General features: G+C 58.5%; 11 protein-coding genes and 1 pseudogene. 6 read left to right on the top strand and 6 right to left on the bottom strand.

The genetic code is table 11. The features are described from left to right. The first annotated feature begins 153 nt into the window (after window positions 1-153). The 6 genes and pseudogenes from EOA32_RS08215 to EOA32_RS08240 form a co-directional block, all read left to right on the top strand. Window positions 154-576, top strand: coding sequence for a MucR family transcriptional regulator (locus EOA32_RS08215; protein ID WP_128371453.1), 423 nt, complete (start codon window positions 154-156; stop codon window positions 574-576). Window positions 577-1,108: 532 nt separating this feature from the next. Then, complete coding sequence (locus EOA32_RS08220; protein WP_128371441.1) at window positions 1,109-1,903, top strand: helix-turn-helix transcriptional regulator; 795 nt, start codon at window positions 1,109-1,111, stop codon at window positions 1,901-1,903. Next, a complete protein-coding gene (locus EOA32_RS08225; protein WP_128371442.1) occupies window positions 1,890-4,535 on the top strand; it encodes an AAA family ATPase in 2,646 nt (881 codons plus the stop codon). Before EOA32_RS08220 ends, EOA32_RS08225 begins: the two co-directional genes overlap by 14 nt. Before the next feature lie 3 nt (window positions 4,536-4,538). Further along, window positions 4,539-5,459, top strand: coding sequence for a hypothetical protein (locus tag EOA32_RS08230; protein ID WP_128371443.1), 921 nt, complete (start codon window positions 4,539-4,541; stop codon window positions 5,457-5,459). A 591-nt stretch (window positions 5,460-6,050) separates the two neighbouring features. Further along, complete coding sequence (locus EOA32_RS08235) at window positions 6,051-6,275, top strand: helix-turn-helix domain-containing protein (protein ID WP_128371444.1); 225 nt, start codon at window positions 6,051-6,053, stop codon at window positions 6,273-6,275. A gap of 115 nt (window positions 6,276-6,390) precedes the next feature. Then, window positions 6,391-6,552, top strand: a pseudogene (locus EOA32_RS08240) (JAB domain-containing protein); the annotation flags it as partial. A gap of 88 nt (window positions 6,553-6,640) precedes the next feature. Here EOA32_RS08240 and EOA32_RS08245 read toward each other — a convergent pair. The 6 genes from EOA32_RS08245 to EOA32_RS08270 all read right to left on the bottom strand — a co-directional run bounded on the left by EOA32_RS08245 (window position 6,641) and on the right by EOA32_RS08270 (window position 13,420). Beyond that, window positions 6,641-6,979, bottom strand: a complete 339-nt coding sequence (locus EOA32_RS08245) for a hypothetical protein (protein ID WP_067000080.1) — start codon at window positions 6,977-6,979, stop codon at window positions 6,641-6,643. 17 nt (window positions 6,980-6,996) lie between these two features. Next, complete coding sequence (locus EOA32_RS08250; RefSeq protein WP_176477834.1) at window positions 6,997-7,557, bottom strand: ATP-binding protein; 561 nt, start codon at window positions 7,555-7,557, stop codon at window positions 6,997-6,999. 1 nt (window position 7,558) lies between these two features. Continuing rightward, window positions 7,559-9,925 carry a SpoIIE family protein phosphatase gene (locus EOA32_RS08255; RefSeq protein WP_095779297.1) on the bottom strand — a complete coding sequence of 789 codons (2,367 nt, stop codon included), beginning with the start codon at window positions 9,923-9,925 and terminating at the stop codon, window positions 7,559-7,561. Further along, window positions 9,922-11,100, bottom strand: a complete 1,179-nt coding sequence (locus EOA32_RS08260) for a class I SAM-dependent methyltransferase (RefSeq protein ID WP_128371446.1) — start codon at window positions 11,098-11,100, stop codon at window positions 9,922-9,924. Before EOA32_RS08260 ends, EOA32_RS08255 begins: the two co-directional genes overlap by 4 nt. Then, window positions 11,097-11,615, bottom strand: a complete 519-nt coding sequence (locus EOA32_RS08265; protein ID WP_179294625.1) for a ubiquinone biosynthesis methyltransferase UbiE — start codon at window positions 11,613-11,615, stop codon at window positions 11,097-11,099. Before EOA32_RS08265 ends, EOA32_RS08260 begins: the two co-directional genes overlap by 4 nt. A gap of 155 nt (window positions 11,616-11,770) precedes the next feature. Continuing rightward, window positions 11,771-13,420, bottom strand: a complete 1,650-nt coding sequence (locus tag EOA32_RS08270; RefSeq protein WP_095829615.1) for a bifunctional diguanylate cyclase/phosphodiesterase — start codon at window positions 13,418-13,420, stop codon at window positions 11,771-11,773. Between the last annotated feature and the right edge of the window lie 194 nt (window positions 13,421-13,614).

Consider the following 13,614-nt stretch of genomic DNA (forward strand, 5'->3'; position numbering starts at 1 on the left):
TATCCGATGGTTGCGCCGAGGTGTTGCGGCCCAACAGTCGGCACTCGCGAATCCTGGAGGTTCGGGCGCAAGGCATCCGCTGCGCCGACTACCAAGGTTGCGTCGTGGCCCGGGAACACCGCTTACGATCAAAACGAAGCCGCGACGGCTGATCTGGTCGGGCTGACGGCAGACATTGTCTCTGCCTACGTCAGCCAAAACCCCCTGCCCGTCGCTGGATTGCCAGACCTTATCGCGTCGATCCATTCGTCGCTTACGGGCCTTGGTCAGCCGAATGTGCCCGAGTCGTCTCAGCAGGAACCCGCCGTCAATCCGAAAAGGTCGGTAACCCCGGACTACATCATCTGCCTGGAAGACGGGAAGAAATTCAAATCGCTGAAACGTCATCTTGCGGTTCACTATGGGCTGGCTCCGAACGAATACCGCGAAAAGTGGGGATTGAAGCCAGACTATCCGATGGTAGCACCGAACTACGCGGCTCAAAGATCTACGCTCGCGAAGGCTGCGGGGCTTGGACGCAAACCGCAACCAACGCCGGCAAAAAAGGCCCCTGCCAAACGCAGACCCAGGGTTTAGTGAAGCCAAGCAAGTCGGAACGTCCAACCTCGGGCGCTTCAACAGGTGCGGGTAGCCAATCGAGACCACCCGCGCGTCCACCATCATTCCGGGCGATCTTCGGCGACGTTTGCGCTTTGGACTGAGCGTCGCCGATAGCAGAAGAGTGCTTCCTCGATAGTGGGTCTCGCGATGTAGCGGTCGTCCGACTCGAACCCCAGGGTGCCTCATACTTTCGATACAATGGACTCTCCAACTTCCTGGAGAAGCACACGCGATTCGACCGGAGTGATGCGAGCAAGAAAGATCGACACGCTCCTAGGAACTCGTCGATCGCCGATTGTTAGAACTTCCACAGGTGCTTTTCGGGGCCGGAAGCTGACAAGCAGCTCTAAGTCTTCTGTCCACGCTAGCGGACGTCACTGCCCAAATCAATTCAGCGTGCCGGTCGCAGTTGCCTGTTCTTGCCGCCTCGTTGCCGGTCGCTTGCCGATCATTTGCCTCACGCCGTGGTCCATTCTGTTGTAGGATGTGCCAAGTAGAAGAGGCGTATATGAAGAAATACACTGCCAAAGGAGCTACGATCAAACAGTTGCGCGACGGCCTTGAACGGCTGAGCACGCAAAAGGAGATGGCGGCGGAAATCGGCGTCAGCGAACGCAAGCTCCGTATGATCGAAAACAACAACGCTGCCATTCCCATGACGACGGTCGATCGGTTGGCGAAAGCGCTCGGCGTGCGTCGCGAGCAGATCATCTATTCGGAAGGTGGACCGGCTGGGGTGGAGGCGCTGGAGCCTCCTATCCCTCCTGTCCCACCGGTGAACTCTGCTTCGGAGGAGCGGCCACAGATCATTCCGCGCTTCGATTGGGATTATGCCTACGCGACATCCGACGAGACGCGCCTCTATCACGAAGCATCACATTCCCATGACCTCGTCACGACAATCGAAATTGCTTTCACCGAAGAGACCAGCGCCTACGCAGAAGAACTGTTCGAAATCCTTGGTGGCCTCACCTATGCGAAGAGGGACATACTGAAGAATATCGAGCCTGCGGAAGAGATCGCGCTGCGCCGGCGCATCCGCCAGCTTCTCGTCTTGTTGAAGGGCAACGATGTCTGGGTGTATGAAACGTCGTTCTTCCGCCGCCTTCCCGAACGCATGACACTTCCGCCCGATGGCGAAGAGCACACGCTCCAGAGCAGGCTGCTTGTCGCACTCGCACCGCCGGGGGAGTATGGAGAAAGGTCTTTGCGCGTGAATATCGATCACGGCCAGCCCTTTGTCTTGCTCTCCTTAAAGTCGCTCAAGGCGAAGTCGGGGCGGGGTGAGGATGCGGGAGCTTAAGGACGAAGCGGCTACGATTTCCGCGACGCCGGACCTTGGGCAGGTCTTCGGCGAGAACGACGCATTTGCCGAGATCCTGTCGTGGTCGCTAGATCGTCCGGTCTGGCAGCGGGACGCGTTAAGGCGCCTTGTTGCCAGCAGGCCGCTCACTTCCAACGACCTGGAGCAGCTGACAAAACTCTGTCTCGACCCCACGCTCCCTCATGAGGTTTTGTCTGACGATCACGTCTCCGCGCAGCAAGCCACGGGCGTACCAATTTCCCTGCTGCGGATCGAGAAACCAACCGGCATAAACGCTCTCGCCCCCGACCAGACGCTCGAATTCTCCAAGACGGGCCTCACTGTAATCTATGGCGACAACGGTTCAGGCAAATCCGGCTTCGTCCGTATTCTCAAGCACGCGTGCCGGACGCGCGACCGCGGGCTGAAGATTCTCAGGGACATTGAAGGCAGTCCTCAGGCGCCGCAGTCGGCAAGCCTCGTCTATATGCGTGGACCGGTCGAGCAAAGCTTCGCATGGACGCCCGACACGCCCGCGAATCCCGATCTGCCGTCAATCAGCATCTTTGACTCGCGCAGCGCAAACGTCCATGTCGAGAAGACCAACGCGGTTGCCTACATCCCGCAGCCGATGCAGGTCCTTGAGGGCCTCGCCGCCGCATGCGATAAGCTGAAAAGCAATCTGGACGCCAAGCTCGCCGAGTTGTCAGCCCAGACGCCGCTCTCAATCAAGAACTCTAAGCTCCATCCGGCCACGGCGGCGGGCGCGTTCGTCCACGAACTTTCTGCCATCGCGAATGTCGCCCAGTTGGATCTGCTCGCAAAACTCTCCGACGACGAAAATCATCGGCTGATTACGCTCGAAAGCGATCTTGCACAGGACCCGCAACGCGCCTCGACGCGTCTTGCCTACCACAAAGGCCGTCTCGACGATGGTGCTACAATGCTGAAGCGGCTTGTGAAAGCGGCTTCCGCAAGCGCGTTTCAATTACGGGAGAAATTGAGCGGGGAACGCGACGCTGCGGTTTCGGCCGCTCGGCTTGCCTCCGATGACTTATTCGCGGCATCGCCGTTACCCCATATCGGCGAGCCGACATGGCGCGCGCTCTGGGAGGCCGCCCGGAAATATTCCGATGAGGTGGCCTACCCCGAAAAGCATTTTCCGGACGAAGAAGGCCATGACGAGCTTTGCGTGCTATGTCAGCAGCCGCTGGGTGATGATGCGATCAAGCGCCGCAACGCCTTCGAGGGTTTCGTGAAGAGCAGGACGCGCGCGGAGGAGGAAGCCGCCGAGGTGCGCTATCGCGCATTCCTGACGGACGCTCGAAACTCAAGGATCGGCATGAAAGCAATCCTCGAGCTGATCAGATCCATTGATGGTGATCTCGGTGACGCGCAACTCGCGATTTCGGTTCGCAGATGTGCGTTGATCGCGGCCTGGCGCCTGCGCGCGTTGATCCGGGAAGCAACGGCCCCGCAACAGGTGGCGGTCCTGCCGGAAGCCGAACTCGCGGTTGCGTCGGCTGGCTTAGGAGCGCGGGCAGCCCAACTGGCGGCGGACCACGGCAGCCCCGAATATACAGCCCTGCTTGATGAATATCGGGAACTCAAGGCACGCGAGGGGCTTTCGCCGCTGGTGCCTGACCTCAAGGCGGAGATCGAGCGGCTCAAGGAAGCGCGGGAAATCAGGAAGGCCATCAAGGATACGGCCAAGCGCGGAGTTACGGACAAAAACAAGGAGCTCTCGGACCGTATCGTTACCAACGCGCTTCGCGGGCGGTTCGCCCGAGAGATCGAAAAGCTGAAGCTCGCGCGCATGCCCGTCGAGCTGAAGAAGATCAAAGATGCAGCGGCGGTGTCGTACTTTCAGGTCACACTCGTCGAGAAGCCGGACGAGCCGGTCGGCGATATTTTCAGTGAGGGCGAGCACCGCTGCGTGGCGCTTGCGGCATTTTTGGCCGAGCTGGTGACTGCGAAGCAATATTCCGGCATCGTCTTCGACGATCCGATGTCCTCTCTCGACCACATTCATCGGAAGGCTGTCGCAGCCCGGCTTGTCGAAGAATCCGCGCACCGGCAAGTCGTCGTTTTCACGCACGATCTCGCGTTTCTTTTCGAACTGCGACGGGAGGCGGAGGCGAAAGCGATGCCGATCTACTACCAAACAGTAGCTCGCAAACAGAATCGTCCGGGCTTCGTTGAAGCTGAGCTTCCGATGAAAGCGAAGTCCGCGTGGCAGTTGGGCCAGGCGCTCCGATCCGAGCTGAAAGCGGCGAAACCTCATTTCGACGGTTGGGCCGACGCCAGGCGAACGATCTTCGCCAAAGGTATCATCGAGCAGCTTCGCGAGTCGTGGGATCAAGGCATTGCCGACTTCATCTTCCCCGTTCTGGGAAGGTTCGACAATGCGATCAGGGGAACGAGCCTGTTCAAGCTAGCTGTTCTCGAAGAAGCGGACGTAAAAAGCGTCACAGCCGCGCGCGGTCGTCTCTCCGAGGAACTTCACGCTACGGCGGAAACACTGAACCCGGAAACCGTCACGCATGCGGACCTTCTAGACGAGGTCGTCAAGCTTGAGAGCTGGCTCACAAGCATCGCTGATCGCCAAAAGGACGCCAAGAAGCCCAGTTGAGCCATGACTTTCGGAGCCGCAGACGACACACCGGCAATAGAGGACGAAACGCTCGCGCTGAAGCTGAGCCGCATCGAAGCCTGTTCGATTCACATCCGGGATGATCTCGGACGCAATCTGCTTCACGCTTACGTGGCTTGCCTCAGCGCTTCGGAGCTGCGGACCGCCACATTCCGCTATCTTGAGACGGACAAGGTACTCATACGAGCACTCCGGACACGTCTGATCCGCGTTGGCAACGATGGCTGCAACACGAGAGAACTCGACCGATTGAGCGCGGACCTGATTGCGCTACCCGCTAAGGGCCGCCGCGTAGGCCCGCGAACGGACAGCCTGCTTTCGGCCATCTATCCCTTCCTTTCGGTGGAGGCGCGGAAGGCAATCCTCGATCGTTGGATTGATCGAGGAAACAAGGCTGCAGCCGCACGTTGGCTGAAGGCGATGGCGAATGACGCATTGCTGCTCGATGTCGAGCTCGCATGGCGCGAATGGCAAGCGAGCCGCGAGCCATTACCAGCGAAAATATTCATCCAGCACGCGACAGGCGCGCGCATCGCGGAGGCGCTTCCAGAGCTGATCGCCCATGCCGCGGAAGGATGGCTCGTCAGCAAAGCCGCGCTTAAGGCGCCCACGATCTCGGAGAAATCCTGGCGCGCGATCAGGAGAAAATTTCCGGCAACCTATGCCTATCTTTGCTCGAAATTGCACCGCCCGCTCACTCAAGCGGAGGCGTTCGCCATCGTTGAGGAGACAACTGGAGGCCCGTTCGGCGATCGCGGCTTGGCCATCTGGTCGATTGGCCAGATGAAGATGATGGGAGTACTAGACGAGCTGTCGGCGCGCTACGACGAATTCCTGAAGCGGGAAATGGAGATGTTCCTGCACGGCAGCGCTCCCTTGCACGGCGCGAGCGATGGGGATTGAGAACATGCTTTGGGATCACCGCTCAAATGCGCAAAAACCGCCCCGGTTAGACCGGGACGGTTATAGATTTATGATAGAATTGGTTGCGGGGACCGGCTTTGAAGCTGCAAAACTCGCGTGAAAAACGCCCCTTAACAGACGAACGTAGTTGTAGCGCTGTGTTGACGTATCTCTCCCGGCGACTCGACATCCCATGAGAGGCGAACGGGATGCCCCTTTGTCGGTTGAGTTCGAGCGGTTGTATGGGCGGAAGCAATGGTCCCTTTGGCGAAATGCGTTTGGCCAAGATCCAGCACCTGAGCGGAAAGCTTGACCTCTGAGTACGGCGACCGGTAAAGGCAATAACAACAAGCACTTGCCTCCAAAGGCCCGTTACTCCGCCCCTTCACGCCGAACAGGGTCAGCCCTCCAAACGGGTTAGCAGTCAATCCGATTTCTATCCGGCGATATCCGCAGGTTCTACTTGCGCGTATGGCGGCTTCCATTTCTCGGACACATATACACTCATCGCCGTGTAGCTGCGTTGTCCACAGTTTGGGAACGTGCCTGCGCCTTCTTACTCGGCCTGATGCCAGAGATTTGGAGAGTCTGATGAGTTACGGGAAATTTCTGACAGCAGAAGAGGTAGCAGAACGATATCGCGGTAGCATCTCGCTCGGAACGCTTCGAAATTGGCGTGCCAAAAGGATTGGACCGGCCTACGTAAAGCTTGGCAAAGCGGTCTTGTATCCGGTTGAGGAACTGGAGGCGTGGGATCAGAAGAATACGGTGGTGTGCCGTGCCCCGGCGCGATTGGCGATGGACGCCGATGAGTGAGCGTGATTGGTTAAGAAAGAGGCCGTCGCATCGCCCCCAAGCGCCGGCCCCAACGCCGTGAGTAAGACTTATATTATACATATTTTTCAATGAGATACCCTGTAGAAGGAGGAAGTTGCATAACCACCCGTCCGGCGACCCGACGCCCTCGCGCGCCGACATCGACATGACCAAGCAGATCATCGAGACGGCCAAGCCGCTCGGCATCGCCGTGCACGACCACATCATCATCGGCCGCAAGGGCAATGCCTCGATGAAGGGCCTGCTGCTGATCTGACAGTCCCGAATATCAGCTGGATACCGATCAGGAAATCATCGGACGGCGGGCACCTCGCGGGCAATGGCTCGATCGAGACGCGTTGACGTTAGTTCATCAAAAGCACCAGAGCGGGATGCAGCTTCTTCAGGTTCGGCAATGATTTCGATTGCCAGGGTATGTCGGGCGTTCCGCGCACGACAAGTCGAACATCGGGATGCTTGCGCACCTCGATGGTAAATTTCGCCAGCAGGTTGATGCCGGAAGAGTTGAGAAAGTGAAGGTCCTTCAAATTGAGTGTGATGGAAGCGGGATTTGAGGCAAGAACACTGGTCGCCAAAGCCGTGATCGGCGCACCCGCCTCGGAACTGGCAAGCCGCATTGCACCGTCGAAAAAGATATCGCTTCCCTCAGTCCACACGCGGTAGTCGTCTGTCTTGATTTCCATATCTGGCTTCGTTTCATCTAGTTGTGAGTTGGCGAGATCGGAATGGAGGCATATGTTTCCAGGCAAATACGATCGTTTTCATCGGCGGGGCTGAATATCCAGGCCAAGCGTGCGCCATAGTCGCTCATCAACGTCAGCAATCCAAGCCCGGAGCTCCCCACGTCGGGGTTCGCGGCATTCGCCTCAATCCGCTGTATCAGCAGGTCCTTTGGGTCGCCAACCGTGATGTCCGCCAGAAGGCTTTGGAACTCGGACGCGATTTCACCATCGACGTCATTCGACACCTTCAGCTTGAAGCACTCCGAATCCATCGACGCCTCAACCACGATTTCGCCTGGTGCGCGGAACTTGACGGCGTTTTCGATGAGTTCGTTGACCAGATATCCGATGCTATGCCGCACCTCCATGTAGTCATTGCGCGACGACTGAAAGCGCAACGCGAAAAGATCGGCGATGAAGTCCGAGGTCGTGGCGCAATGACGCCAACTCAAGTCGAGAGGTCCGTCGAACAGCCGCACGCGACTGACGCTCCCCTTCATCCCTATTGCAATGTCAGGCGTACCGAACAGCGCTGTCATCCTACGTATGCCTTATGATCACGAGGGTGATGTCGTCGTGGATCTTCTGGATTCCGATATGGGCCATCAAATCCTCGATGATCCCGGTCTTGATGTCCTCGGCGCTCCTGCCATGGCGCTTTTGCACGCTCTTGCAGAGGCGATCGAACCCGAACAGTCTTCTGTCTTCATCTTCCGCCTCGGTCACACCGTCGGTGTGCAACACGATTACGTCGCCGCTCCCGAACACGATGTCTCGCGTGTCAACGAACTGCGAGATGTCATTCTCCAGGCCAACGGGCAGACCCAGATCAAGCGTGTCGATACGTTCGACGTCCCCATCCGCACGCACGACGAGAATGTCCTCGTGCTGGCCGGATAGCGTTACCCGCCCATCCTCAAAGTCAAGAAAGGCCAGCGAGAGATGCTTGTCGGTGTTCGTCCGCTCGATGTTCTTGTAGATGGCTCTGTTCAGACGAACCAGAAACTGGTGCGGATCGCCTTCGTTGGCCTCCTGCAGTGCGCGTGCAACGGATTGGACCATCAGCATCAGCACGCCGCTCTCGAGACCATGACCGGTCACGTCGCCGATGCCTATCTTGACCCGTGATCCGTTCTGGAGGACGTCGTAGTAGTCCCCGCCCACCTCGTCGGCCGGCCGCATGTAGGCCGCGATCTCCAGCCCCGGAATCGCTTCGAGTTCGAACGGTTTCGGCAGGACCATCATCTGGATTTGCCTGGCGACCGCGAGTTCGGCGCCGAGACGGACGTTCTCGTCCCGCAGCTTTTCGTTGAGCGCGGAAATCTCCTGATTTGCGTCGCCGAGTTCCCTGGTGCGTTCGTCGACGAGTTGCTCGAGGTTTTCCGTGTGAAAGCTGATCTGCTCGGCCATACGGTTGAAGGCGACCCCGACCGCTCCAACCTCGTCGCGCGTTGGAACGCGAACGCGGACCGAATAGTCTTTGGACTGTAGCCTCTGGGCGGCGCTGGCAAGCGCCCTGAGGCCGGCCGTGATCCGCTTCGAGATCCCGAGCACTGCCGCAAATACAATCAGAAGCGAAACGACGATGGCGGCGACCTGAAAGAGCAGGATACGATTGGTCGCGCGGGAAATACTCTTTTGCGCGGCGACCAGGGACGCATAGATTTCGCGTTCTGGAACGACGATTCCGACCGACATCGTTTCAGACTTGATCGGTCCCGAGCTCCATAGATTGGTCGGCTTCAATCTTTTGAGGACAACTATGTAGGGTACGTGTTCGCCCTTGTTGTCGAGCATGATATGCTGAATGACACCGTCATTGTTCTGGTCGAGCGGCAGCGACGCGATGGCCGGCTGCGTGCTTCCCCGCAGCGACCTCTCCAGCCCGGTGACGCCCTGCGTGCCCGCATCGTTGGACGAAGTCAGGCCTATGATCGCCTCGCCCGATGGATTGATCGCCACTACATTGCCGGTCGACATGGTGAGGAAGCCGAACCCGGTTTCGGCGATCTTGACGCGCTCGACGACTTCCGCGAGCTGATCGAGAGTGATGTCTGCACCCGCTACACCGGCGATACCGGTACGGTCCCGCGTCCACAGCGGGTGGAAGAAACTGACGATCAGCTTTCCCGTGATCGCATCGGTGTAGGGCGCCGTCTGAGTGATGTCGTCGGGGACTGGACGCGAGGCTGGATCCCTCGCCCATTGCTGCCATGACCCGTAGATCCCCGGAAAGAAGAACTCCCAGAACTCCGCCTTGTTGTGGCCTGGATAGAGTCGATCGAAGGTCTGCGCCTGGTCCGTATACGGTACCGTCCTGAAGATCGGCCGTTCCTTCGGACCAATATAGTACATCTGCAGTTTTGGCGATCCGCTGGCCATAAGGGTCGGCGCGACGAGATCCAGAACGGTACTGTCTTCGATTTCCTGCTCAACGCTCGGCAGCGGCGTGTGGTCGGCGCCCAGCAGGTAGCCCCAGACGCTAATCACGGAAGGCGCGCCCGGCAGGTTCTGCGCCCAATCGCCCTTCGCGTCATAGACGACCTTCACCGAGCCGGGTGCTTCATGCGAAAGGGTTGCTCCGACCTGTCGCTGCCGGCTCGGATCGTCGGTCTGGGCCTGCAGGACGCCGGCCAGCGCTTTCACGTCCCCATGAACTCGATCGAGCAGGAGGTCGACGCTTAACGCTGTCGAGTCGGCATAGGAGCGAATGTATTCCTGGTTTGCGGTGGTCAGGCCCTCACCGACTTCCGACGTGGCGTCGCGCGACAGCTTTTGAACGTTCCAGAGCGCCAGGCCACCGCTCAGCAGGAGGTCGAACAGCACGGCGCCGCCGACGACCAATACGAATTTCGCCCGGAAGGAGCGCAGGCCGAAGCGCGGTGTAGGCTGATCGTCGGCTTTCATTGCGGCCTTCGCCCCGATGCGACCCAGATCGGCCAACCCGCATAACCCTTGGGGTGTAGCGCAGCGAATATGTGATCCTGGAAGCCCTGCCGGAACCGTGCAACGAACTCCGGCCCGTCGCCGCGTTTGGTTGCCATCTCGCCGGCATACACATCGGCCCATGCTACAATGACATCGGCGAAGTCCTGCGCATCTCCGTCCAAGTTGGTGACCGTGAAGGTCTCGACACGTATGTCGTCGAATCCGGCTTCGATCAGATATCGGCGACTCTTGGGCCCGAGCTCAACGTCCATTTCGAAATGCGCGAACAGCTTCGCCACTTCATTGTATGTCCAACGGATGCTTTCGGCGCGCGGCTCGCCGAGGCAATGCGAATTCTTCTCGTTGGTGATGTAGACCCGCCCGCCTGGCTTGCATATGCGGTAGAGTTCCTTGAGGATGAGTTCCGGTCGATTGAAGATTTGAAGCGAATGTCGGCAGGTGACCAAGTCGAACTGCTCCTCGTCGAGCAGCATTTCCGAGGCATCGCCATAAGTATATTCGATGCCCCGGATATCGAACTCCCGCATCACGCGTCTGGCGTAGTCCAGGCTTGATATGGAGTGGTCGAGGGCGACAATCCGCGACGGCTGGAACTCTTTCTGCACGAGCACGGCGAAATCGCCGATCCCGCAACAGATGTCGGCCATAACGATCCCGGGTCTCATGCCATGCCGCGGCAGGATTGCACGCTCGTGGCGCCAGGTCATCTTTGTCTGCGTGCGCAGGATTGGAACGAACCCGCCTTCCTCGAGGAAGCCCTGCCCTGGATAGAATTCGCTGTCATACTCCTCGACCGTGATGTTCGGTTCGATTCCGCTCAGCCGACCGAATTTTCGCGAGGTCCATCCGACGACGCTCGACGTGATGACAACAAATTTGAGATCGGGTCGAGCGCGACAGGCATCGATGATGATCCTCGAAAAAGCGTGAAATGCGGCGTTGTTCATCTGCGCCAAGCGTCTGACATTGACGTAGAGAACGCCGCGTACTCGGCCGATCGCATCGCGAAGCAATGCCAGGCTGGGCCCAAGCTCATCGATCGCCTGAGGCCGGACCACTCCAGATATGGAGTACTCCTGGTTGTTCGCATCGTATTGCGCCTTGAAGCGCGGGTGCGGGTTGTAAGGGCTCAATGTTGCAGGCCCTCAAGCGGAAGATCCACGACGAGCGTGATCGCATCGCCGTCGGCCTCCTCGACCCTGAGTGCCGCGTTGTAGTCGACAGCTAGTTCCAGGAGTACCACCTCCCGGCTGGGCGCCAGATCCCCAGACACAGAATTGAGATATCGCTCCTTGGCCTCAAATCCCACGACTTGCGAAACGGCTTCTTCGTAGAATTGGCGCTCCTCCGGCATGCAGGGAAATGTCAGCTCGATCCTGTCCGTCGCGCCATGGCGAGACACCCTGCATGCCAGTTCGCCGTCGGCGTGGCGGGTACGAAAGGCGACTTCCAGTAATTCGTTGAACGCAGAGGAAAAGAGATTCGAATGCCGCACCGAGTCTGATCTGTTTTGACTGATCATCCGGGCGATGTACGTCGAGACATAATCGCAGTGTTTCCAAGCGGAGACAAAAGTCTTGATTTCCATGTCGATCTGGATCATCGGCTCAAAAGTCGGTTCGCCAACCGGGTCATGAACAGATCCCATCCGCATCCTCTCCTATTCCATCCGTATTTGAACCCAGGTGACGCGATGAACTCCGGGACGGAAATTTGACCGCCTCGTGATGAGCCAGTCCCGCATTGCGCGGCATCTAGCTCGATCGTTTTTACAGCCCTCCGATTTACAAACGGTGCAAGTGGCTAGCGCGCCCGATTTGATTCCTCCATCGCTTCCAGCCCCTTCGGCGGCGACCGCCTGATGAAATCGCCGGTTGCCTCGGATCCGAGCGGCCGTCCCATGAAATTGCCTTGCAGGTAATCGCAATTTTCCTTGATCAGCCACCGTGCCTGCGCCGCCGTCTCGACCCCCTCGGCGGTGACGCTAATTCCCAGGCCGTGCGCCAGACTTATGATCGATCGCACAATCGTTTGACTCTTCAGATCCGTCTCCAGGTCCGCGATGAAGTATTGATCTATCTTCAAGGTATCAAACGGAAAATTCTTAAGGTAGCTCAAGGATGAATAGTATGTTCCAAAATCGTCGAGCGAGATTCGTATTCCCAGGACGTTCAACGTATTCAATGTATCTATATTGTCGATAGTCTTCTCAAGAAGAACCGTTTCGGTTATCTCGAGTTCAAGCCTTTCAGCCCGGATTCCAACTGCGTCGATGATCTGAGCGACCGTGTCCGTCAGCGAACCGCTCAGGAACTGAGCCGGCGACAGGTTGACTGCGACTGTCAGCGCGGAAGGCCAGGCCAATGCCTGGCGACAAGCTTGCTCGAGCACCCATCGTCCAATTTCGTCCATCAGACCGTCCGCTTCGGCGATCGGAATGAACACGCCGGGCGGAATGATTCCTATCTCGGGGTGCCGCCACCGCAGCAGCGCTTCGAAACCAATCACCGACGAAGGAGGCCTGATGAGCGGCTGATAGTCCAGGTAAAGCTCGCCCCGCTCCAGCGCGGTTCGAAGGCTGCGCCTCAGATTTTCGCGTTGCTCAAGCAACAACAGCATCGAGCGATTGAACGTTCGAGCGCAGCCGCGACCATCCGTCTTGGCTGCGTAAAGAGCAATATCTGCGGCTTTCATCAGCTGCTCGCCATCGGTCCCGTGCTCCGGCCCGAAAGCGATTCCGATACTTGAACCGACGAAGACGGGAATGCCGTTGATGACGAAAGGGTCCTTGAACGCGTTGACCAGCGATGTGGCGAGGCGCTCGGCTTCCGCGGGCTGCTCCTTGCCCAATTGGATGACGGCGAACTCGTCGCCGGCATACCGGTACGCAGATTCGCCGTCCTCCAGCGCGTCGCGGATTCGACCTGCCGCGAGTTGCAGAAGCGTGTCGCCTGCCCCATGGCCGAGCGTGTCGTTGACCGCTTTGAAATCGTCAAGATCGATTTGCAGCAGGGCGGCTTTTGGCTGAGATCCGCCGATGGCCGCCAGCGCTTGCTGCAGCCGCTCACCGAATCGCCGTCGATTCTGCAGTCCGGTCAGCACGTCGTGCGTCGCCTGATGGAGCAGAATCATATGCTCCTGCTCCTGCGCCGCGCTGCGCTCCCCCTGCTCCCGGGATTCAATGATTCCCACGCCATCTGCAGTGCCGAAGACGAAAACGGAGCGGGGCGCTTCGCCCGATGAGCGCGGCAGGTCAATGCTTGCCGCAGAGCCGCCCTGGAACACCCGAAGAAATTCGTCGCGGCACCTCGTATCGAGGAAGCTTGGATAGATCTCCCAAATGGCGGCGCCTGGCACCACCGCACCTCCGTACAGGCGTTTAAGCCTGGCGGCGTAGTGAGTTAGGCGGAAGTCGCTATCATAGAACGATAGAAGTTCGGTCGTATTCGCCAACAGGTTAGCGAGAAGCGCTTCGCCGGCACGTGAACCATCGCTTGAGGAAGACTCCTCATTCTGCGTGCCGACGCCTGATGCCTCTGAACGCAAAAGCCACCTCCGTAGGCGGTGAAAATTAGCGTCCCCCAGTTTAGAAATAGCATAAGTAACAAGCTTGGCAAACTTTCAACTCGCTATTTCAACAAGCGCTG

This window comes from Mesorhizobium sp. M1A.F.Ca.ET.072.01.1.1 (assembly GCF_004023325.1).
GTDB lineage: Bacteria > Pseudomonadota > Alphaproteobacteria > Rhizobiales > Rhizobiaceae > Mesorhizobium.